General features: G+C 44.4%; 18 protein-coding genes. All 18 read right to left on the bottom strand.

Annotated elements, in window-relative coordinates; translation table 11 throughout:
• Window positions 1–514 precede the first annotated feature (514 nt).
• The 18 genes from SK066_RS03535 to SK066_RS03450 all read right to left on the bottom strand — a co-directional run bounded on the left by SK066_RS03535 (window position 515) and on the right by SK066_RS03450 (window position 22132).
• Window positions 515–1411, bottom strand: coding sequence for a YitT family protein (locus SK066_RS03535; RefSeq protein ID WP_188774564.1), 897 nt, complete (start codon window positions 1409–1411; stop codon window positions 515–517).
• Between the two features lie 507 nt (window positions 1412–1918).
• Window positions 1919–3118, bottom strand: coding sequence for a pyridoxal phosphate-dependent aminotransferase (locus tag SK066_RS03530; RefSeq protein WP_320543669.1), 1200 nt, complete (start codon window positions 3116–3118; stop codon window positions 1919–1921).
• Between the two features lie 375 nt (window positions 3119–3493).
• A protein-coding gene (prfB, locus tag SK066_RS03525) for a peptide chain release factor 2 (RefSeq protein WP_188774109.1) occupies window positions 3494–4607 on the bottom strand; the annotation gives its coding sequence in 2 pieces (ribosomal slippage) (window positions 3494–4534 and window positions 4536–4607; 1113 coding nt in all).
• A 378-nt stretch (window positions 4608–4985) separates the two neighbouring features.
• Window positions 4986–7448 (bottom strand): preprotein translocase subunit SecA, encoded by a 2463-nt coding sequence (gene secA / locus SK066_RS03520; RefSeq protein WP_188774110.1) that lies wholly within the window; start codon window positions 7446–7448, stop codon window positions 4986–4988.
• Between the two features lie 798 nt (window positions 7449–8246).
• Window positions 8247–8819: a ribosome hibernation-promoting factor, HPF/YfiA family gene (gene hpf, locus SK066_RS03515; protein ID WP_188774111.1), complete on the bottom strand. Its 573-nt coding sequence runs from the start codon at window positions 8817–8819 to the stop codon at window positions 8247–8249.
• Window positions 8820–9159: 340 nt separating this feature from the next.
• Window positions 9160–9357, bottom strand: coding sequence for a cold shock domain-containing protein (locus tag SK066_RS03510; RefSeq protein ID WP_046216421.1), 198 nt, complete (start codon window positions 9355–9357; stop codon window positions 9160–9162).
• A gap of 373 nt (window positions 9358–9730) precedes the next feature.
• Window positions 9731–10960, bottom strand: coding sequence for an acyl-CoA reductase (locus tag SK066_RS03505; RefSeq protein ID WP_320543668.1), 1230 nt, complete (start codon window positions 10958–10960; stop codon window positions 9731–9733).
• Window positions 10961–11025: 65 nt separating this feature from the next.
• A complete protein-coding gene (locus tag SK066_RS03500; protein ID WP_320543667.1) occupies window positions 11026–11946 on the bottom strand; it encodes an FkbM family methyltransferase in 921 nt (306 codons plus the stop codon).
• A 160-nt stretch (window positions 11947–12106) separates the two neighbouring features.
• The gene (locus SK066_RS03495) at window positions 12107–13180 is read right to left on the bottom strand and encodes a LuxE/PaaK family acyltransferase (RefSeq protein ID WP_320543666.1); all 1074 of its coding nucleotides are present in this window, start codon (window positions 13178–13180) and stop codon (window positions 12107–12109) included.
• Window positions 13177–14523, bottom strand: coding sequence for an AMP-binding protein (locus SK066_RS03490; RefSeq protein WP_320543665.1), 1347 nt, complete (start codon window positions 14521–14523; stop codon window positions 13177–13179). The genes SK066_RS03495 and SK066_RS03490 overlap by 4 nt, the downstream gene beginning before the upstream one ends.
• Window positions 14523–15269 carry an SDR family NAD(P)-dependent oxidoreductase gene (locus tag SK066_RS03485; RefSeq protein WP_320543664.1) on the bottom strand — a complete coding sequence of 249 codons (747 nt, stop codon included), beginning with the start codon at window positions 15267–15269 and terminating at the stop codon, window positions 14523–14525. Before SK066_RS03485 ends, SK066_RS03490 begins: the two co-directional genes overlap by 1 nt.
• Entirely contained in the window at window positions 15266–15508 is a 243-nt protein-coding gene (locus SK066_RS03480) for an acyl carrier protein (protein WP_188774116.1), read from the bottom strand. The genes SK066_RS03485 and SK066_RS03480 overlap by 4 nt, the downstream gene beginning before the upstream one ends.
• Window positions 15509–15526: 18 nt before the next feature.
• Window positions 15527–16723, bottom strand: coding sequence for a UDP-4-amino-4,6-dideoxy-N-acetyl-beta-L-altrosamine transaminase (gene pseC, locus SK066_RS03475; RefSeq protein WP_320543663.1), 1197 nt, complete (start codon window positions 16721–16723; stop codon window positions 15527–15529).
• A gap of 19 nt (window positions 16724–16742) precedes the next feature.
• Window positions 16743–17708, bottom strand: a complete 966-nt coding sequence (locus tag SK066_RS03470) for a dTDP-glucose 4,6-dehydratase (RefSeq protein WP_320543662.1) — start codon at window positions 17706–17708, stop codon at window positions 16743–16745.
• Window positions 17709–18755 (bottom strand): pseudaminic acid synthase, encoded by a 1047-nt coding sequence (gene pseI, locus SK066_RS03465; protein WP_320543661.1) that lies wholly within the window; start codon window positions 18753–18755, stop codon window positions 17709–17711.
• Window positions 18755–19819: a UDP-2,4-diacetamido-2,4,6-trideoxy-beta-L-altropyranose hydrolase gene (pseG, locus tag SK066_RS03460; RefSeq protein WP_320543660.1), complete on the bottom strand. Its 1065-nt coding sequence runs from the start codon at window positions 19817–19819 to the stop codon at window positions 18755–18757. The genes pseI and pseG overlap by 1 nt, the downstream gene beginning before the upstream one ends.
• Before the next feature lie 16 nt (window positions 19820–19835).
• Window positions 19836–20918, bottom strand: a complete 1083-nt coding sequence (locus SK066_RS03455; protein WP_320543659.1) for a glycosyltransferase — start codon at window positions 20916–20918, stop codon at window positions 19836–19838.
• A gap of 110 nt (window positions 20919–21028) precedes the next feature.
• Window positions 21029–22132, bottom strand: coding sequence for a glycosyltransferase family 2 protein (locus SK066_RS03450; protein WP_320543658.1), 1104 nt, complete (start codon window positions 22130–22132; stop codon window positions 21029–21031).
• Window positions 22133–22157: the final 25 nt, after the last annotated feature.

Here is a 22157-nt window from a genome sequence, read left to right as displayed (position 1 = left end):
TTAATCGATGCTTATATTGATCTCTGTTTATGATGTATGACTATGATGCGTTCACTCCATGTAACATCTGGCATAGGAACAGCTGGTAGACCTTCACCCTACGTATTTCGACTACTGTCAGTTTAACGCTTCTGGATTCGCTGGGAATACATGAAAATATCGCAGCTGTATATAAAAAGAGCACCGTACCTCGTAGTTCGCCCTAAATGCTCATTCGTACATCCAAGGGATGTTCTAATGTTCATTTGTACAGGCACTCCATATCGAAGTATAGTGCTCTCTTTGCAATTTACTTTTGTTTTTTTAGGGTTATACTATCCTTTTAGCATTACGATGCGCGTTGGGGTCACAATTTTCTTTTTAGAACTCCAGCATTACCCTATGCCAAGCGAACAGCATACATAGCCCATTTTATAAAAGGAACTACACAGCCGATGATAGGTATCTCATCTTCATAATAACCTTTTATCGTGCATCTCCATCCGCACACATTTCACAGCCTATAGCTGCTCGATTATCCCGGCAGCTTAAACCCTTTCCCCAATACCTCATGCGCATTACTGATCACGACAAAGGCTTCCGGATCGACCGATCGGACAATCGTCTTGAGTCGACTCGCTTCATTTTGCCCAACGACAACCATAAATACCGTCCGCTCGTCTCCAGTATAGCCGCCTTCTGCATTCAGCTTGGTCAGTCCACGATCCATATCATTCAAAATCGCCTGCCGCATCGGCTCAATCTCCTCAGAGATAATGTAAGCCACCTTAGAATTACTAAATCCAAGCTCAACCGCATCGATCATTTTGCTCGTGACAAATAACCCAATCAGCGCATATAGCGCCTGCTCTGGCTTGAGCAAAATACCTGCCAGCAAAATTACCGTACCATCGGTCAAGCTCACACAGACCGACATACTAAACCCGGTCAGCTTATGAATAATCTGCGCCAGAATTGCGAGTCCACCCGTCGAACCACGTCCGCGAAAGACAATGCCGAGTCCTAGCCCTACGCCAATCCCGCCATATAATGCACCCAGCAGTGGATTGGTCGTTGGTGCAGGAATATCACGCGTAATATAAATGAACAACGGCAGCACAATCGTCCCTAACAAAGAACGTATACTCGATTGCCGACCCAGCAGCAAATATCCCGCGATAAACAATGGAATATTCAGCACCCACTGTGTATATGCCGGTTCAATGCCAAGCACCTGCGCCGCAATAATCGAAATCCCAGCTACACCGCCTGACGCAATATGATTGGGCAGCAAAAATAAATTAAACGCCAGCGCCATCACAAACGCTCCCGTCACAATCAGCGCCATATCCCATACATTACGAATCGGCCCGGTTAGCGGAATCATCGGCGGCTTCCGCCTGCGTCCTGCCGTCATTGAAGAACCTACCATTACTACATCACCCATACCCTTCATATTCACACTTCATTTCGTCACATAGCGATGATGTACGTCTACTGCGAATGAGATTCGTATGTACAGCTATAACTATATTTGTATCTAGAGCTTCACGGATAGGTATAGCCTAGCTAGAACGTATAGCATCCCTGCACTACTTATCGTAGATCCATCATTCTGTGTGACATCGCGGCTTTTATTGTAGTGTAAAATGGCTATTCGCGAAAGAACACGCGGCAAACGGGTGACACTTTAACCCGGGAGAGGACCACAGCGGCAAATTTATGGTTGAATACAAACCAATCAGGCTTGTACATATAACTCCGTGCAGTCTGCTATAACCGGGCGTTTAATTAGCTACAGTAATTATCGATAATAAATCAAGAAAAAGCTTTAATTCGCAAAGTATCAGTATGACCTCTGCAAACTAAAGCTTCAAACCTTCTATGCACTTATCTATTTTCTCCAACTATAAAAATCATAAACATCATTCTCCTACCCTCACAGCAACGTAGACTTCCCCAGCACCTCACTGGATCGTCCGGTCAACTCCCCATAATAACGTCCCAAACGATGAATCCCCTCTTCCAACTGCTCCAGCTTGCCTGCAAAACAAATCCGCACACTATACAAGCCTGCTGGCCCAAAGCCTTCACCTGGCGCAACAATGACCTGATGTCGATGCAGCAGCTCCAACGCAAAAGGCTCTGATGTTCTGCCTGTCGCCGAAACATCTGCCATAATATAAAAAGCACCCTGTGGACGCGAATGAGGGATGCCATACTGCGTCAGTAGCGTGCAGGCACGATCTCGCTTATGCTTATAACGCAGGCGCTCCTCTTCGATATGAGTCTGATCCCCGGTCAATGCAGCAATGCCTGCTTTTTGCGTAAACTCTGCCGCACAGGTCGTTGTCGGCTCCAGTAGCTTCCAGGTCAGCTCAATCAACTGCTCTGGTACGATCATATAACCGAGACGCCAGCCGGTCATGGCATAGCCTTTGGAAAATCCATTCACACTTACAATTCGATGTGCCAGATCAGGTCTCACCTGTAACGGGCAACAGACCTCGCCTTCATATACAAGCTCATCATAAATTTCATCCGAAATGACAAACAGATCATGCCGTTCTGCCAATTGCAGCAATTCCTCCCACACCTTCCATGCATATACCGCGCCGGTTGGATTACACGGTGAATTGACGATGATCGCTTTAGTCGCTGGCGTAATTTTGGATTCGATATCCTGCATATCCGGTATATACTGCCGCTCTGCATCCGTTTTGTAATATACCGACTCCGCATGCTGTATGATGAGCATGCCTTCATAGTTTGGGTAACCAGGATCAGGAATTAATACCTCTTCCCCGCTATCGATCAGAGCGAGCAAAATCGTATGTAATGCACTCACTGCTCCCGATGTGACCACGATGCGTGCAGGAGATATATCGATATCATATTTACGCTTCATGCGCCCGGCGATCGCCTCTCTTAATTCAGGCAGACCTGCATTCGACGTATAATGAGTGTAGCCTTGCGCCATCGCCAGTTGCCCGGCAGCAACAATATGTGCAGCCGTATCTACTTCCGGCTCACCAATTTGCAATGAGATGACATCTTCATATTGCGTTGCCTCCACCATGATTTTACGAATACTGTTTGGTCGCATTTTTTGTCTATGTAATGATGGTTTTCCTCTCATATGCTTGCACTCCTATCTCTATAAAATTAGAATCATTATCCGCCCCTATGCTCTGAATTGCAACGTAACATCACCGCGATACCATTGTTATTCCTATCCTCAGGTTCTACCTGTTATGAAAGCAACCAACCATAATACCGCATCATTTGCAATATCCACATAACAAAGAACCCTGAGCCCTACTTCATAGAAGAAGCAAGTCTCAGGGTTCCTACACGATAGAACAGTCGCTTATACAGCGCCTGCTCTTATGGATCCATGGTTGATGCCTATTCGGCTCATAACATGATCCATACCGTTTATTTCAATTGTGCCATCGTATGATGCACAACATGTATTTCAAACGAGCCACCTATACTATAAGCTCATCATTTATTATTCCACTTCAATCTTCAACTGGCTACGCAGATAACCATCGATAAACGAATCCAGATCGCCATCCATCACCGCGCCAATATTCCCCGTTTCTACCTGTGTACGATGGTCTTTCACCATGCTGTACGGATGGAATACGTAAGAACGAATCTGGCTACCCCATGCGATATCCGATTGCTCACCACGAATCTCTTCTAGTTGCTTGCGCTCCTCTTCAATCTTCCGCTCATACAGCTTGGAACGAAGCATCGTCATCGCACGCTCACGGTTTTTGATCTGGGAGCGCTCGGTCTGACAGCTTACAACCACGCCACTTGGAATATGCGTAATCCGAACCGCGGAATCCGTTGTATTGATGTGCTGACCACCCGCACCACTCGCGCGGTACGTATCGACCTTCAGATCCTCTGTACGGATCTCGATCTCAGCATCATTCGTAATCTCTGGAACAACGTCACAGGATACGAACGACGTATGACGACGACCGGACGAGTCAAATGGTGAAATACGCACCAGACGGTGTACGCCCTTTTCCGCCTTCAAGTAACCGTAGGCGTTATAGCCCTTGATCAACAGTGTTACGCTCTTCACACCAGCCTCATCGCCTGGCAGATAGTCCATAACCTCAACCTTGAAGCCACTTTTCTCCGCCCAGCGTGTATACATACGCAGCAGCATCGATGCCCAGTCCTGGGACTCTGTACCACCTGCACCTGGATGAAGCTCCAAAATCGCGTTCAGTTTATCATACGGCTCATTCAGCAGCAATTGCAGCTCGAACTCCTCGATCTTCTTCACCAGTGCTTCTACACCTGCGGTCACTTCCTGTGCCAGATCAGCGTCCTGCTCCTCATCGGCCAGCTCCGCCATCAGGCTCACATCATCATACTCCTGCTGGAGCTTATTATACTGATCTACAGATCCTTTGACTGCATTCATCTCAGCGATGACCGCCTGTGCAGCTTCATTGTCGTCCCAGAAATCCGGTGCGGACATTTTCACCTCAAAGTTCTCGATCATCTCATTTTTGAGATCTAAGTCAAAGAGACCCCCTAAGATTTGATAGTTTCTGCGCCATTTCGCGCAGATCGTGCTTTACATTTGGTTCGATCATGAACGTCACCTCATTTAAAATATACAGCTCCAGCCGATAGCCGAGCCATTTGCTTATTATACTTTACCATAACCGTTACCAACAGTGGAGAACCGTTATCCGCGAAAAGACACCCACAGGGACGCTTGTCGTCTGTGAGTGTCTTGCTTGGATTACTATATAACATATTAGTGAATGCCTGCTCGTTCGCACTACGTTATTCGCTATACATGACCTTCCTGGCAATGTGTTCGCCCTGGATAACATATCATTAAGGCAAGTTCTATCGTGTACATACCTTACAAGCGAATGAGGATCATTACAGGTAAACGATCCTCATTGGATACCATATAACATATAGCATCCTAACAGCAGGCATCCAACCTCACTCCACTGTACTTATTTCCGTCTGCGACGACGCTCTTCACGGGAAGGACGCTTCTCAGCCGTTTCGGAGCTGTTGGTGCTCACTTTGCTTGTATCTACAACAGCTTGACGCTCCTGTTGGCTCTCACTTTGAATTTGTGCTCTCATCACATAGCCAGCAACTTCTTCTTGAATGTCGGCAACCATCTGATTGAACATTTCAAAGCCTTCGAATTGATACTCGCGCAGTGGGTCAGTACCGCCGTAAGCGCGCAGGTGGATACCTTGACGCAGCTGCTCCATCGCATCGATATGATCCATCCATTTGCGGTCAACCGCACGAAGCACAACGACTTTTTCAAACTCACGGATCGTAACTTCGCCGATTTCTTTTTCGCGTTGCAGATAGTACAACTCAACGCGCTCAAACAGATAGTTGATCATCTCTTCTTTTTCTTTCTCTTCCAGCTCTTGCTTGGATACATGCTTCGCTTCGACCAGGAAGTTGTTGTTCACGTAATCAGCAACCTCTTGCAGCTCCCAGTTCTCAGGGATATCGTCGCCACAGTGAACCTCAACGACACGCTCGATACAAGGCTTGATCATTTGCAGGACAACTTCACGAATGTTGTCGGACTCCAGTACCTCACGGCGCTGCTTGTAAATGATCTCACGCTGCTTATTCATAACATCGTCATATTGCAGGACGATTTTACGCATATCAAAGTTACTACCTTCGACACGGCGCTGTGCAGATTCTACAGCACGTGTGATCATACGGCTTTCGATCGGCTGATCTTCTTCAAAGCCCAGCTTCTCCATCATGTTCATCACGTTATCCGCACCAAAGCGCTTCATCAGCTCATCGCCCAATGACAGGTAAAATTGCGTAGAACCTGGGTCACCCTGACGACCAGCACGACCGCGAAGCTGGTTATCGATCCGGCGAGATTCGTGACGTTCTGTACCAATAATGTGCAGACCGCCCACTTCAGCTACGCCTTCACCCAGGATAATATCGGTACCGCGCCCCGCCATGTTCGTAGCGATCGTTACCGTACCCGGTTGACCCGCACGTGCGATAATTTCCGCTTCTTCGGCATGGTATTTCGCGTTCAGAACCTGGTGCTTGATGCCTTTGCGCTTCAGCATTTCGGACAGCAACTCGGAGTTCTCGATCGATACCGTACCAACGAGCACCGGCTGGTTGTTCGCATGGCGCTCTTCGATTTCCTTCACTACCGCACGGAATTTGCTCTGTACGCTCTTATACACAACGTCAGGTGCATCTTGACGTTGATTTACACGGTTTGTTGGAATTTGTAATACTTCCAGACCGTAGATCTTTTTGAATTCTTCTTCCTCGGTTTTCGCTGTACCGGTCATACCCGCCAGCTTGCGATACATACGGAAGTAGTTCTGGAACGTGATCGTTGCCAGCGTCATACTTTCGTTTTGTACCTTGAGGTCTTCTTTTGCTTCGATCGCCTGGTGCAGACCATCGCTATAACGACGACCGGACATCAGACGTCCAGTGAATTCGTCGACAATCAGTACTTCGCCTTCGGATACCACATAATCAACGTCACGGTGCATGATCACATTCGCTTTGAGCGCCTGTACCACGTGGTGGTTGATCGTTACATTTTTATTATCATACAGGTTTTCAAGGCCAAAGAAGTTCTCTGCCTTTTCCACACCAGCTTCAGTCAGTGCTACGGATTTTACTTTGATATCGACGCTATAATCATCTTCTGCCTTCAAACTCTTCACAAAACGATCAGCTGCAAAATACAGCTCCGTCGATTTTTGAGCCTGACCGGAAATGATCAGCGGTGTACGCGCTTCGTCAATCAGAATCGAGTCCACCTCGTCAATGATACAGAAGTGCAGTGGACGCTGTACCATTTGTTCCTTGTACAGCACCATATTGTCGCGCAGATAGTCAAAGCCAAATTCATTATTCGTACCGTATGTGATATCACAAGCATAAGCTGCTTGCTTCTCCTCGTGCTGCATACCGCTCAGGTTGATGCCGACCGTCATACCGAGGTAGTTATAAATACGGCTCATTTGCAAGCTATCACGCTGTGCCAGATAGTCATTGACGGTAACAACGTGCGCGCCTTTACCTTCAAGAGCGTTCAGGTATACCGGCAGTGTACCTACCAGCGTTTTACCTTCACCGGTTCTCATCTCTGCGATTTTACCCTCGTGCAGAGCGATACCACCGATCATCTGAACGTCAAAATGACGCATGCCCAGTTGGCGTTTGGATGCTTCGCGCACAGTGGCAAAGGCTTCCGGCAGCAACTGCTCAAGCGTCTCACCTTTCTCAAGACGTTCGCGGAACTCGGCTGTCTTCCCTTGAAGCTCATCGTGGGACAAAGCCTCAAATTCCGCTTCCATATTATTGATGATGTCCACGGTTTTCATGATCCGTTTGACATCACGGTCATTTGAATCACCAAAAATTTTCTTAACGAGTCCTAGCATGGTTAACCCCTTTCGCGCAATTAAAGAGATAGATTATTGAATAATGGAATTCACACGACGCTTCCGGGGGATTATTCAATAATCTCAGTTGCAATAAATTGTACCAGTTTCGCAGAAGCCCCGCAACAAAGCGGCTCTAAGCTCAAGCTTCTGTAGCTGGTCGTAATCAGCTCGATACAGCCCAGGAAAATCAGTTCCCGTGCTTTCATTTATACTTATGAAGTTGGTTACAACGATCCCTCTCCATTACAGGAGATCAGCCGTGTAAACCAGCATACATCCAATTATAAATAAGCTACTCTGGTATACATACGTATAACCTGACCGATATGTTTCTACAAATTCCAAATTCATTACCGAATAGAGTTCAGATCAATAGCAAAAGTAGGCAGCCGACTTCATTGTCTCAGGACATGTGGCAACCTGCTGTAGAGGCTTGTTATAAAGGTAATTAACGCAGTAAACAGACGTATGTAGCACTCTAAACAGTATACTCTACTTTACATAGGAATGCACTCGTTTGTTAAAGCTTCTTCCATTTTCTAGGATTCACCGTAGCAATACAGAATATGTATGTAATGACACTTTTAAAATTAGCGATGGAATACCATTTTTGCTACAGCTTATGATCAAAAAAGCCCTACCCGCCATGACGGATAGGGCTCACCTTACATTGTCCAATTCAATCATTCATCTCAGTATCGTTGATTCACACACTCCATGTAGAAACGAACGATGTTCAAAATGCTTAATCTACTGACCATCACAGCATATTGCCGAGTGGAATGATGCGAATCATTATTCCTGCTCGATCAGACCGTATTTACCGTCATCACGGCGATATACGACATTGACCTGCTGTGTGTTCACATTGGAGAATACGAAGAACGTATGCCCAATTAGATTCATTTGTAAAATAGCTTCTTCGACGTCCATCGGCTTCAGGAGGAAGCGTTTGTTACGGACGATTTCGTATTCGTCATTTTCCACTTCTACATCCGCATCTTCATCTACAGCAAGCGCTGCACTGATTGGATCTTCCACGAAAAATGCTTTCAAATTCTCGTCGTTTTGACGGAATTTGCGGTTCAGCTTGGTTTTATGCTTGCGGATCTGGCGCTCGAGCTTATCGACCACAGAGTCGATGGAAGCATACATATCTTCACTGCGATCCTCTGCGCGCAGCAACAATCCTGGGAGTGGAATGGTTACCTCTACGGTAAAGCGTCCACGATTGGAACTAAGTGTCACCATACCGTCAGAAACGGGCGGTGCATCAAAATATCTTTCCAGTCTGCTTAGCTTTTTATCCACATAATCTTTAATTGCATCTGTTACTTCAAAGTGCTGACCTCGAGTGGCAAAATTCATGTGGCATTCCTCCTTTATGGAATTATAACATAGGTGTCAGGTATAAGTAAAAGGACTGTTAACGGATTACCACAAATGTTTAAAGCGCAATCATTGTAAGTCGATAAATAGTCACAATTGAAAAGTGATTGTAAAATAACACTAAATTGCTACAAGCGATTTAGCGCTCGATCACGCCTTACAAAAAAGCAGTCCGTTATCCGATACCAACAGCCGATTACTTGTCTCAACATGAATTTTAACCAGAAAAAGACCCCGGAAAACATTCCGGAGTCTTAGCTAATTATTCAAATGTAACCATCAGATTACCTATGTAAGGCCGGCAATAGCCAAGGGATGATTATAATTTGATAACGTTAGCTGCTTGAGGTCCACGCGCGCCTTCGACGATGTCGAATTCTACGGATTGGCCTTCTTCAAGCGTCTTGAAGCCTTCAGACTGAATTGCGGAGAAGTGTACAAAAACGTCGCCGCCTTCTTCAGTTTCGATGAAGCCGTAACCTTTTTCTGCGTTAAACCATTTCACTTTACCTTGCATGCAATAACATTCCCTTCGTTATCAAATAAAGTAAGACATTGCCTACATTTCTGAATATACCATCTCTGGATTGAAATTGTCAATTGGAAAAGTAAAGGTTTTCCTGTAATTATATTACATAAAAGAAAAAGTAATTAATCCTTCCTTTTCACTCTATCTTTTCAGCTATTATCCCAGAGCTAGTCAGCAAATATCGCTACTTTTTTAACCACTGTTATCCAATTCGAATCATAATTATACACCTAGTGATTTTAGCATAATCAAGTCTGACTTATGGTGTGAAATGAGCAAAAAGAAAAGGATCATCGATGACACTTCTCGGTCTCGATGACCCTCCTCTAAATATGTCTATCTACGCTTATCCATCTGTCATTTATAAAATAGCAATCTCTCTGGAAAAGTAGGTGAACAGATCATATCCATCCCATACCGATCCAAAATCAAGCGCCTGACCAACGGGAACGATTCGATCAATTCCACGGTTGGGAATCTGCATCGCCCATGCTGCAAGCTGCTGACGTTCAAAGCCAAAATAGCTCAGCGTCTGGTCACGTTCATGAATATGCTGGTGAAGCTGCTGTAGCTCAGGCAGGCTATATTCCAGAAACAATCCGCCCCCGCAATGCATATCACGCAATTGGAAATCTGCTTCCTTCACTTCTACACGTACTGGTGCAGATGCATAACCGGCCGAGACCTGTCCCGTTTGCTCCTGAGCTGCATAATAATCCGAGGTTGTCAGACGCAACATATTCAGCGCAGGCTCATTTTTATAGTGCTCCTTATGCAGCACTTGCTTCAGACTATTCCAGAAGCGTTCTTTAGCCGTAGCAATCGACTCTAAAGTGCCTACCCAAAATAGCTCGCGCGGAGAGGAGCATGCCAGTTGTCCATACCACAAAGCGTCATTGTAAAACTGCTTGCCGAGCACTGCCATAGCTTGCTCATCCGCTTGTATAACAGCATCAGCCGACAAAACCGATTTGGAATAGCGATTAGGAAATACAAGCTCTACTGCATTGGGTGCGAGTGGAATCGCCCGAATCGATCTCACCGATTGATCGCCACCCCATAGTACTCTAACATCACAATGCTCCGATAAATAAGCGGTATATTCCTGCTCATATCCATAGCGGACGAGCAAGGTACGTGATGCTATAGCTGTAAACTCAGGACGAGTGATCACATCATTGATCTTACGCATCAATATATCGGTCTGCTCATTCGTGCGGCGAGATAGACGAATAATATTTTTGTTTCCCGCCAGCATCGACAAAATCCATGAATAGATAAACACAGAATCCACATTAGCAGGCGCAAAATGAATAATCGTCCCACGTGGTAGCACATATCTGTCGCTCGTACGCTGCTCATATTCTCTTTTCAATTCAAAAATATGTGCTTTACGTAGCCAATGCGCCATCGCCATCAGCTCCGGATATGCTCGCATGGAGCGATCCAGCAAAATATGCTTGGACAGTGCCTCCAGAAATTGAATGGCTGTATCCTGGAAGGGATGAAGACTAGACTGATCCACCACATGGTCAATAGCCGTTTTCCAATCTATCGTCTCCACTCTTAGATCAGGAGCAATAATCTGCATGATTCACCCACCTTACTCCACCTGTTATCGACCCTATCGATAGGGATTACTTTACAGAATCCATATTAATTCCATAACTCGGAACGTACAAAAATAGCTGTTCCGATTGTTTTTGCCACCAGCTTGTATTCTTTGTTAACGATATAGTGGGCGATCTCATTTTCTGTATCGAACATTTCAATAGCGATAATAGAAGGCTTCGTTTGCTCCCAATTGATCGAGCTTAAAACCTCCATTTCACTTCCCTCCACATCGATCGTTAGTAGGTCCACCTGTTTACCTTCCGGTACATATTGCGAAATGATCTGATTCATCGGTTGAAATTGAATAATAAGCTCTTCGCGTGGAGATAGATTCAGCTCGTGTTTTCTCTCATCTACTAATTCTTTGGTCACTGTGTTATAAGCATTCTCATCATAAATATAAAATGTTTTCTCAGTATAGGAATTGGAGATCCCAATGGATAGGTTAATATCTCGCGGACGGAAAATTTCAAATAATTGAGCCTTATGAGGAGTTGGCTCGACATTAATCCCGTTCCAGCCCTTTTTATAGAACAAGTACGTATTAGAAAATTTATAAGGATGATATGCTCCAATGTCGATAAAGAAGCCCGTCTTATCTTTATCGATTTGATACATCACGCTTTCGATCAGAATATCTTCGCCGTATTGTGAATATACGGTATGAGCATGAAAATCATCAATAAAGGAGTCACCCTGACAGTAATCTTTATATTCAGAAAGACCATGTTCGGCTAATGTCCGTGCTATTTCAGCATAGTAGCTTGAGGCGATAATAATATAACGATGCTCAAAATGAGCTAACACCTGCTGTAGCGGAATAACTTCCTTACCCTCAAACTCTTTTATGTTTGGATTGGAATCGATGTAACCTGCAATGGTCATTTCTCTCTTTTCCATTAATGTAGTTAGTTTTTGTGCAAAAGACCCTGTCCCATAAATAAACCACTGTTTATTTTCCATCCATACTTGTCCCCTTCGCCATCATATTACCTGCTACGCAACGATTCGATACAGTCACTGTTCAGTTCAAGACCAATCTAGTTATAGTATCGGTCGCTTCCAGCTCAAACTTAACGAAGTGCTCTGTTCAGACCATTCACTATCCCAGCGCTATCCTAAATTAAGTTTGTAGCGTAAAGGTATCGCTACAGCCACGCAGCTCTGCTTTAGGCAATCGTCCCTCAATCGTAAAGTATTTGCCTTTGCGACCACAGCGGCAATCATCCTCCCCTACGATAGTTCCCATATCCTCTGTGAGCAAGCTATGTCCAGGATAGCTACGCGGTAATATGCTCAGAACCTGAATTAGACCCTTCTGTCCATATGGAACGACGTCCAGCGTATCTGGATCACGAACAAGCACATCAGCAAAATCAGGCGTATGCAAATGTCCTTGCTCGCATTGCATATAAATCGACCCGACTTGCTCTACCATTCCGTAATAGTTGTACACTTCTGTAAGTCCGAATTGCTCTTTTAATAGGCGACGGAATTCCGCATCTGATACAGATTGCTCCTGTAGCTTTTTCCAGCCTCCGCCATGAATTAACTTGCTTCCTGACAGATCCAGCTTACGGTTTCGTGCGCGATAATATTGAAGCAGATACTCCCATAGAATAAAAGTAAAACCAAATAAGAAAATCGGCTGGCCATTATAACGCTCTAAAAATGCTTCCAACTCCTGTTCCTGCACTTTCATCTCATCATCTAACAGATACAAATGATGATGACCAAATTGAGAAAAGCCAATCGTCCCTGCCGATCTTGCGCTAAATTGAAGACGATTTTTGAGAAAGTTATTATCTACAATAATCATCGGCAATCTAGATTTGCCAAGGAAGCTACGTACAATCGTATTCAAAGCCTTTGTCTGTAAAACCGAAGTAGTGCGATCAATGTGAATTCGTGACACCTGCTGACCTGTAGTACCACTAGAATTCAACGTTTTGAAATGCTCTGAGGGTGGCATCGAGAATAGATCCAGCATTTTAAAGAGCTGCACAGGCAAGTAAGGAATATCCTCTAGCCGTGCAGCTTGTTTGGACATATCCGTTTTATCGATAATGCGTTGATATGGCATGCAATGCTGATAATGAAACGAAGTCAGCTCATTCAATTGCTCTAGCAACATAGATTGCTTTTCTAGTCGAGACTGCTGATACGGATTTTCGCTGGACAATAACTCTTCAATCATTGCTCCACCTCATTTGCTAATCGAATATAGTCCATTTTGCCACTACTTAGTCTAGGCAATTCGTCCATAAACCGAATCCGAAGACTTGTATGATGAATACCATATCGAAGCTTTAACTGCTGACGGATCGTTTGAAGGATTGTATCATCATGCGATGCTTCAAGCGCAACTAGAAGCTGCTCATCCTGACCACTACATGCCACTGACAACTCCAAAGACTGCTCCAGGAAACGTTCCAGATCATCCAGATTCATTCTCAAACCGTACAGCTTAATAAATCTCTTCATACGTCCCAGAATCCAGAAATATCCGTCCTCATCCTGTCTGGCAAGATCCCCTGTTTTTAACACGCCGTGTTGCTGATCACCAAGTGCCAGGTCAGCTCTCGTTTCGGCATAGCTGAGCATCACATTGGGACCACGATACACCAGTTCCTCTGTAGCTGGATCAATTGCCAGCTCTCCGTCTGGAATAGCAATACCGATGCTACCTTGCTTGGCTTCGAGTTGATCTGGTGGTACATAGCTAATTCGTGCGGTTGCTTCAGTCTGACCATACATCACAACAAAAGGAATATGATGTGTTTTAGCAAATTCACTAAAATAAGCCGTTAATGACTGAGATAATCGTCCACCTGCCTGAGTGAAATAACGAAGCGAAGGTAGCTCCATACTGGCAAAACGGAGACGATGCAGCATCTGATACATGTAAGGGACACCTGCAAACGAAGTCGCTTCATACTGTTTAAAGGCCTTCCAGAATGCACCGCTAATTACCGATTCATCGGTGAGTAGGATCGTTGCTCCCTGTAATAAATGGCTGTTTAGTACAGACAGTCCATAAGAATAGGCAGGCGAAAGTGTTGTAATAGGACGTTCAGCCGCAGTTATATTTAAATAACGGGCAATTGAGGAAGCATTGGATTGTATATTTTGATAGGAAAGCTGGACGAGCTTGGGATTACCCGTCGAGCCGGAGGTAGATAACAACACTGCGAGTTGTTCATGACAGGGAGTCTGCGACTCCTGCCCCATATCTAGCCATTCATCATCGAAAATCCAATCCGGCTTATAATGCTGAGCAAATTGCTGCTTGAGTGGCTCAGATAAGCCCGCATCCAGCAGCAACACAGCATCTTGCTTCTGTAAAGCGCCGAGGTAGGCAATCATACAGGAGATTGAATTACGCATATAGATAATACCGAATCGCTTTTGTTCTGAATGCGATAGCAGAAGATTAGCGAACGCGCTCACCTCGGCGGAAAGCTCACGATAGGTGAGTGTACGTTGTGATTGAAGCTCAATCAGAGCAGGAGCATCACCATGCTGAAGTTGCCAGAACATTAGATGACCATCCCCCCATCAACTCCAATAATTTGTCCGGTTATATATGTGGATAGCTCTGAGCACAAAAATAGAATCGTACCAGCTACATCTTCTGGTTCACCAATGCGTCCCATTTTGATACTATCCAGACGTTCATTATATTTTTCTTCCGATAAACCAGTAGCCAAATCTGTGCGAATAAAGCCCGGTGCAATCGCATTGACACGTATACCATATGGAGCGAGTTCTTTGGAGGCTGAGCGTGTAGCACCAATAATGCCTGCTTTGCTTGCACTGTATAATACCTGTCCCTCGCTACCGTGTGTACCCATGATCGAAGACAGATTAACAATACTTCCACTGCGCTGTGGCTTCATTAAGCGTGCAGCATATTGTAGATGAATGATGGAAGCAGCGAGATTCACAGATAATGTCTGTTGAATCGAAGAATCGTCAATCATACCTAGCAGTCGGCTTTCCAGTATACCTGCATTGTTCACAAGTCCATCTAGACGTCCAAATTGCTTTTTAATCTGACGAAAGGCTTCCTTTGTCGCCTGTTCATCCTGTATATCGTAAGCAAGCGTCAGCACATGCGAGCCGTATGTCGCTTCGATATGCTGCTGCAAGCTAGTGAGTGCTTCCTGATCGCGTGCAGCCAGAGCCAGATCGGCGCCGGCTGCTGCCAGCATAATCGCAGCCTGACGTCCGATTCCTCTCGACGCTCCTGTTACGAAAATGCATTTGCCTTTCAGCGATATCATACAAACTCAACCTCGTATTTGCTCAATACTTCTTTTGCCTTTTCAAAAGAGCTGATGTCGATAATATCATCTGTATCTAGCATGATATCAAATTGATCATCCAGTTGTGCGACGAGCGCCATATGCGCGATCGAATCCCATTCTGGAATACTGTTATAGGTTAATGCTTCCACATTGGTGCTTTCGTTCAGGCCCAATGCTTCAATAAATGCTGCTTTTAGCTTTTGTTCGTTATTCATTATTGTCCCTCCGCATCCTTAGCGATTTATTCGATTTTGCTCGTAAACAAAACGTACAATATTGCAAACATCTTTTACATCTTCATCTGTCATTTTCGGGAACAGTGGTAATGTGATACAGGTATCATAGTAATGCTCGGCTACGGGACACAGCCCCTGGCGGTACCCTTTTTCCTGATAATAAGGCTGCAAATAAACAGGAATATAATGCACATTCACTCCGATATTCATAGCTCTGAATTGTTCAAACAACTCTCGACGTGATACGGAGAAGTATTCCGGCTCCCAGCGAATTACATACAGATGCCAGCTGGAATGAGCTTCCGGTGCCTGATAAGGAAGTACAACCCCCTCCAACCCTGCCAGCTCATGGTTGTATTGCTCCACAATTGCACGGCGACGTTCAATAAATGAATCCAGCTTATCCATCTGCGAAGCACCCAGTGCCGCTTGCAAATCAGTCATACGGTAATTATAGCCTAGAGATTGCATTTCATAATACCATGGGCCATCATTACGCTGTAATTCAGCCGGATCTCGGGTCATTCCATGATTACGGAAGTGCAGCAATTTGCGATAATAGTGCTCGTCATCTGTAACAATGATCCCACCCTCACCGCTAGTCACATGCTTAACCGGATGAAAGCTGAACATCGTCATATGTGCCCATTTCCCAATCTTAATCCCTTTATATTCTGCTCCCAGTGAGTGCGCAGCATCTTCAATAAAGACCAGATTATGTGTGTCGGCAAGCTGCTTGATACGATCTGCCTGAACAGGCTGTCCTGTAAAATCGACGCCAATAATAGCTCGCGTCTTCTCATTAATATGCTGCTCGATGTGATCAGGATCAATATTGTATGTGTGTGGATCAACATCCACAAATACTGGCGTTCCTCCCTGATATAAGACACAATTGCTGCTTGCAATAAACGTAAGCGGAGTAGTGATTACTTCATCGCCCGGCCCGATGTTGGCTGCAAAACATGCTCCATGCAAAGCAGCTGTACCATTAGTAAATGCTACAGCATAGGTGGTGCCAGCATAATCAGCCACCTTCTGTTCAAATGCAAGAATCGATGGACCCTGAGTAATAAAGTCACCTCGCAGTACATTTACAACCGCTTCAATATCCGCATCATCCAGCCATTGCTGGCCATAGGGCAGCATAGCCTCTCTTTTTAAAGATGCTGGAGCATCATGACTATGATCCATATCGACCCGTCCCTTCTGCTTACGAGTTAGTGTTTAATCCACCCTGGCGAATCCATTCTCTTGTACGAGCAATTCCCTCTTCCAGCGATACCTCTGGCTTCCAGCCCAGTAAACGCTCAGCTTTGCTAGAATCACACAGTAGCTTTGGAATTTCACTTTGTGGATGAATATGCTCTACATGCTTGATGCGAGCAGCATCGCCTGTAATTTTCAATGCAAGATCGTTGATCGTGATGTCTCTACCAAGCCCAGCATTCACAATCTCACCATTTACTTCATCACTGAAGCCCGCTGCCACGACAAAGCGCGCACAGTCCTCTACATATAGCAGATCACGCGTTTGTGTACCGTCACCATAAATATTCAGTACATTTCCATCCAGATCATTCTTTAAGAAAATAGCAACTACGCCACCTTCACCGCCGGTTTTCTGAAAAGGTCCGTAGGTATTGAACGGACGAATAACGACCGTTGGCAATTCATACGCATAATAGTAAGACAGTACCATATTTTCAGCTGCCACCTTGGCGCCAGCATATGGAGAAGCTGGCTTCGTCGGATGGCTTTCATGAATACCTGTCGCATCATTACAGCGATCATAGACCATACAGGTGCTCATAAACACAACCTTTGTTCCATATTGACGACACTGCTCCAAAATATAGAAAGTTCCCAGCGTGTCATTATTGAATGTTGTTCTTGGATCATCAATCGAATCCTGCACATTGATAGATGCTCCCAGATGATAACAGATCGTAAACCGATGCTTTTCAAAAAGATCAGCCAACAATTTCTCGTCCAAAATCGTTCCTTTAATAAACTGCTGAAAATTCGGATGCTCCATATGCTCTTGAATATTCGACTCTCGACCATTCGATAGATCATCCAGTATCCATACCTGATGCCCTTGATCAAGTAGACTTTTCGCTACCCAGCGCCCGATAAAACCTGCTCCACCCGTTAAAAGAATACGTGCCTGTTCCAATTATATAACCTCCCATGTCAAAGGTGTTCCTTTGGCAATATCACCTGTTACGGTACGACCAAGCAATTGATCCAGATATTTCGTCGGCAAACCCAGACCTGGTCTGATGGCTTTAACATTATCACGCGTCAGTACATCGCCTGCTTTGAGATCCTGCGAAATATATAATGACCGACGATGCTTGAGCGAAGCTTGCTCGCGCTCTGTTGCTCCGTAGCGAATCTGCCCAAGTGCCTGCCAGGCTCGCTCTGTTTCCACAACCAGCGACTTCATTTCTTCTGGCTCCATCGAGAATGTAGCATCGACTCCACCATCTGCACGCCGCAGGGTGAAGTGCTTCTCGATTACAGTAGCACCCAGCGCTATACTTGCAACGGATACACCGACGCCCATCGTATGATCTGACATGCCCACTGGACATCCAAATAGCTGCTCCATATGGGGAAGTGTCAAAATATTTGTATTCTCCGGTGTTGCTGGATAAGTGCTCGTACACTTCAACAGCACGAGCTCCTTGCAGCCATGCTGACGTGCCTCGCGTACCGTTTCATCCAGCTCTGCTATCGATGCCATTCCAGTAGAAATAATCATAGGCTTACCCGTTGCTGCTACTTTACGAATGAGCTGAATATCTGTATTTTCAAATGAAGCAATTTTGTAAGCTGGAACATTCAGGCTTTCCAGAAAATCAACCGCTGTTTCATCAAAAGGCGTGCTAAATGCAAGAATTCCCAGCTCAGCACAGCGCTTAAAGATCGTTTCGTGCCACTCCCAGGGTGTGTATGCCTCCTGATATAGGTTGTATAGAGAGCTTCCCTTCCACAGATTGTTCGCATCCTCGATGAAAAAGTCCCCTTCGTGAATATCGAGTGTCATCGTATCTGCTGTGTAGGTTTGCAGCTTCAATGCATCCACACCAGATGCAGCAGCAGCCTCTACAATTTGAAGTGCACGCTCTAACGATTGATTATGATTACCGGACATTTCAGCTATAATAAATGGTTTATGATTTTTTCCGATCCATCGTTCCCCGATTTGAAATTCCATTACAGTTCCCCCTTGATATATTCGACTATAGGATGCAGACCCTGCTTACGATCAGGAATAAAATTCATACAATGCTGTTGTTGCTGTTGAAGCATCTCAACATGATGTATAGCTTCAGTCAAAAAGCGAATTAATCGCTCTTCATCCACTTCATTGCTTTTACCAAGATTCCAAATCAGCTCAAGACGCTCTGCTTCCTGCACAGATTCGATTTGATTATCTGCCACAATAATAACGGCTGAAGGTACTCCCATAAAGCAACGCTCCCACATCGTAATTCCTCCAGCTCCAATGGCCAGATCGGTATGTACGAGTAGTTCAGCCATATTGGCTTGATCATAATATATAATTTGCGGCATATTGGAGCAAAGCTGCTTGACCTGCTCTCTACGTGCATTAGCTGGACCTGCAACGATATGAAAAGTAGGCATAGCACCTTCAAAAGACAAGCGTCGTAATAATTGCACCAGTCTTTCCGTTTCATGAGTTGGGTCACTACCACCAAAATTAATTAAAATATGCCGGCAATGCTCCACGCTTTGTCGCTGCTCACGATATTTTACAAATTCTGGTCTTAATAAAATATAGGCTGGCCCTATAAATAGGCGACAATCAGGCTTCACAAGTGCTTCATAGCGACTATACATAGATGGATGCAGATTTTGATCCAGCAATGCATCGCAATCATGAACACGATTAGCTAGATCATCAATCACTAGAATATGACCTGTATATGGGCGAAGCTCCCGCTCCCAATGCTGATCCAACTGATAGTGATCTACAATCAGCCAATCTATGGACTGTTCACTCAAGCAAGCGATCGTTTGCTCAGCATCCTGCTCCCAGCTGTAAACTGATTCATCTTTAGGAACAGCTATGCGGCGTAGATGGTAACCGTACTGCTGAATCATTTCAGCCATTTCAGCAGGCAGATCATCATTGCATACAAAAGTAATTGAAGTATCTAATACTTGTACCAGCATACGAGTTAACGTGATACAACGCATCACATGACCAATGCCAAGCTGAACGGATGCATCCACTCTTACAGCAATTGTGGACATGTGCTCCCTCTTTTCTCTATTTATGCTGCGAATCCGATGCAACAGTGTGTACAATTTCGGTACGCAAAGGTCTTACTGTTAATTGTAACGTGCCGTTAGCTTCTCCTTGCAAAATACGCAAATTGTTTAGAGCATCCATATAGTCTTCTCGAACCTGCAGCGCCTGTTGTATCCATTGCATTGCTTGATCAGACGGATACCCGAGCTGATGACTAATAACGCCAATATTATTTAGTACAGCCGCGTTCGGCATCTGCTGCTGCTTGCGAATGTGCTCAAATGTAGCCAGACTATCGTTATAATTCCCCGTTTGAGCATAGGCCATAGCCAGAGTAAAAAAACTTTCCATATGATACGGCTGGTGCTGAAGGATACGTACAACCTGCTCTGGCTCTTCACGCCATGCATATACTGAAGCCATCACTCGCATTGTCGTAGATGAATCGTAACGATCAGATAGCTGCTTATATACATGTTGTACATCTAAATTTTTAAATATATCTCGTGTCACCTGTAGTGATAAATTTCCATTAGAAGATAAATTATTACCATGAATTCTATAATATGTTAAAACATCCTGACAAATAACAAAACGCTTCTGTTCTAAAGCCATTCGCAAAAACAATTCATAGTCTTCAGATGTAGGAATATTTTTATCAAAATAAATAGACGACGTTTTACGTAGCATCGCTAAACTCATCCAAAAATAATTGCGCTCCAGCAGCTTGGCGAGCACCGTATCTGTATTCAAATCGCTAGGGTAGCCTTTATACCGCCCAAGAGAATAGCCCTGATCATCAATCATTTCACAATCATTGAAAATAATATCTGCAGACGTGCTCAATAGCTTTTCATACATTATTCGCATACGCGTAGAATGCTGAATATCATCGCTGTCTGCCATCATCAATATATCATACTGGCTATGCTGTATCGCCGTATTTCTAGCCTGTGCTACACCTGTATTTGTCTCATGACGAATCCATATGATACGTCCTGGATATTTCTCGGTCAGCTCTTTAATGATGAGCGGTGTTTGATCCTGACTGCAATCATCTACGATGATTAGTTCAAACTGCTCGTAATCCTGCTTCATCACACTTTCCACTGCTGCCTCGATATATTGCTCCCGGTTATAGACCGGCATAATTACAGATATGCCTGACATTAAGTCCCTCCCATATTTAAAAGTGTACCATGATGGTCAGCCTATTGATTCCAATCCAGCACTTCTTTCCATGAAATCAATAAAGGTAGTGGAGATATGTTCATATCGGACAGCTGCTTTTTGATCGCTTCATCATGATTGCCTTCAAACGCAAAAATAATCGCATCTACGTTTTCATTATTCGCCCGAAGCCATTCTGGTGAATGAATCGCTACTCCATTCAACAGTGAAGTATGTGTAGCTGAGTTATTATCTAAAAAAGCATACAGGGCAATACCGCTCTTTTGCAGATCCTGCTGCATATAGGCTGCTAGATCGCCACTACCAAATAGTGCAACATGCTGAATACCGCGATGCTTCAATACAGCAGAAGCACAGCCTTCTGGCTGAAACAACAGCAGCTCAATCCATTTTTTAAAATATTCCCGATTCACATCTGTAGGTGCCAGACTAGCTTGTACCTGCTGTGTTTCATTATATTTTGCAATGACAGCTCTAAACTCTGTATTCATTAACAGCCTGCCACGAACCGTGTTCGAAATTCCTTCCATTTTATAAATGGCAATCGTTTCGTTCACATACATTGTATACTGCTCGTAGTCCTTGAAAACCTTGGCAAAAAAGTCGAAATCTCCTGCAATCCTAAAGGTATCATCAAAGTAATCATACTTTTTGAATAATGCTGTCTTTACAAATAAGCCCTGATGAGGGATCATATTTCCCTGTCTTAATCTGTCCCAGGTTAGCTCATGTCCTGCTACACGCCTTGTGCCTGTACGTTGATTCACTTGAAGAACATTACCATATACAGCAACCTGCTGTGGATTTTGTTCAAATACAGCTGTGATTCTCTCCAGAACATGATCATCATAAAAATGATCATCTGAATTTAATATATATATAACATCACCGGTAGCCAAACGGGCACCTTTATTATAAGCATCATAAATACCGTGATCCTTTTCAGAAATCACCTGATCGATGGATGAAGCATACTGTTGAATGATCGATAATGTCGCATCTGTAGAGCCACCATCTACAATAATATATTCCAGGCTACAATTTTGCTGCCGAATTACACTTTGTATCGTTTGCTCAATATCCTGCTCACTATTCAAACATGCCGTAATAACAGAAATTTTCATTAATAATCCTCCAGCATTCGCGACA

The organism is Paenibacillus hunanensis (assembly GCF_034055775.1).
Taxonomy (GTDB): domain Bacteria; phylum Bacillota; class Bacilli; order Paenibacillales; family Paenibacillaceae; genus Saccharibacillus; species Saccharibacillus hunanensis.
Note: the sequence above shows the minus strand (reverse complement) of the source record. Positions and strands in the feature narration are given on the sequence as shown.

What these genes read in the sequence shown, in the direction of transcription:
- pseG (WP_320543660.1), bottom strand. Translation starts at nt 19,819, where the DNA reads ATGTCCACAATTGCTGTAAGAGTGGATGCATCCGTTCAGCTTGGCATT.
- SK066_RS03530 (WP_320543669.1), bottom strand. Translation starts at nt 3,118, where the DNA reads ATGAGAGGAAAACCATCATTACATAGACAAAAAATGCGACCAAACAGT.
- SK066_RS03535 (WP_188774564.1), bottom strand. Translation starts at nt 1,411, where the DNA reads ATGGTAGGTTCTTCAATGACGGCAGGACGCAGGCGGAAGCCGCCGATG.
- SK066_RS03500 (WP_320543667.1), bottom strand. Translation starts at nt 11,946, where the DNA reads ATGGAAAATAAACAGTGGTTTATTTATGGGACAGGGTCTTTTGCACAA.
- SK066_RS03510 (WP_046216421.1), bottom strand. Translation starts at nt 9,357, where the DNA reads ATGCAAGGTAAAGTGAAATGGTTTAACGCAGAAAAAGGTTACGGCTTC.
- SK066_RS03495 (WP_320543666.1), bottom strand. Translation starts at nt 13,180, where the DNA reads ATGATTGAAGAGTTATTGTCCAGCGAAAATCCGTATCAGCAGTCTCGA.
- pseI (WP_320543661.1), bottom strand. Translation starts at nt 18,755, where the DNA reads ATGGAATTTCAAATCGGGGAACGATGGATCGGAAAAAATCATAAACCA.
- pseC (WP_320543663.1), bottom strand. Translation starts at nt 16,723, where the DNA reads ATGGATCATAGTCATGATGCTCCAGCATCTTTAAAAAGAGAGGCTATG.
- secA (WP_188774110.1), bottom strand. Translation starts at nt 7,448, where the DNA reads ATGCTAGGACTCGTTAAGAAAATTTTTGGTGATTCAAATGACCGTGAT.
- SK066_RS03505 (WP_320543668.1), bottom strand. Translation starts at nt 10,960, where the DNA reads ATGCAGATTATTGCTCCTGATCTAAGAGTGGAGACGATAGATTGGAAA.
- SK066_RS03480 (WP_188774116.1), bottom strand. Translation starts at nt 15,508, where the DNA reads ATGAATAACGAACAAAAGCTAAAAGCAGCATTTATTGAAGCATTGGGC.
- SK066_RS03485 (WP_320543664.1), bottom strand. Translation starts at nt 15,269, where the DNA reads ATGATATCGCTGAAAGGCAAATGCATTTTCGTAACAGGAGCGTCGAGA.
- SK066_RS03490 (WP_320543665.1), bottom strand. Translation starts at nt 14,523, where the DNA reads ATGTTCTGGCAACTTCAGCATGGTGATGCTCCTGCTCTGATTGAGCTT.
- hpf (WP_188774111.1), bottom strand. Translation starts at nt 8,819, where the DNA reads ATGAATTTTGCCACTCGAGGTCAGCACTTTGAAGTAACAGATGCAATT.
- SK066_RS03450 (WP_320543658.1), bottom strand. Translation starts at nt 22,132, where the DNA reads ATGAAAATTTCTGTTATTACGGCATGTTTGAATAGTGAGCAGGATATT.